The sequence below is a fragment of the Anoxybacillus ayderensis genome (assembly GCF_000833605.1).
GTDB classification, from domain to species: domain Bacteria; phylum Bacillota; class Bacilli; order Bacillales; family Anoxybacillaceae; genus Anoxybacillus; species Anoxybacillus ayderensis.
The window spans coordinates 1-608 of sequence record NZ_JXTG01000073.1 but is presented as its reverse complement, the minus strand read 5'-3'; the positions used below and the strand labels follow the sequence as shown (position 1 = coordinate 608).

Below are 608 nucleotides of genomic sequence, written 5' to 3'. Positions count from 1 at the left end.
CCCGAGTATAAGTCATTGGCATTCGGAGTTTGACTGAGTTCGGTAACCCGATGAGGGCCCCTAGCCCAATCAGTGCTCTACCTCCAAGACTCTTCACTCGAGGCTAGCCCTAAAGCTATTTCGGGGAGAACCAGCTATCTCCAAGTTCGATTGGCATTTCACCCCTACCCACACCTCATCCCCGCACTTTTCAACGTGCGTGAGTTCGGGCCTCCAGTAGGTATTACCCTACCTTCACCCTGGACATGGGTAGATCACCTGGTTTCGGGTCTACGACCTCGTACTATACGCCCTATTCAGACTCGCTTTCGCTGCGGCTCCGTCTTTTCGACTTAACCTCGCACGAGATCGTAACTCGCCGGTTCATTCTACAAAAGGCACGCCATCACCCATAAACGGGCTCTGACTACTTGTAGGCACACGGTTTCAGGTTCTCTTTCACTCCCCTCCCGGGGTGCTTTTCACCTTTCCCTCACGGTACTGGTTCACTATCGGTCACTAGGGAGTATTTAGCCTTGGGAGATGGTCCTCCCTGCTTCCGACGGGATTCCTCGTGTCCCGCCGTACTCAGGATCCACTCAGGAGGGAACGAAGTTTCGACTACAGGG

1 rRNA gene is annotated in these 608 nt (G+C 53.9%); it reads right to left on the bottom strand.

Going from position 1 to position 608, the window contains the following annotated elements:
* A 23S ribosomal RNA gene (locus JV16_RS15000) occupies positions 1 to 608 on the bottom strand; the annotation flags it as partial.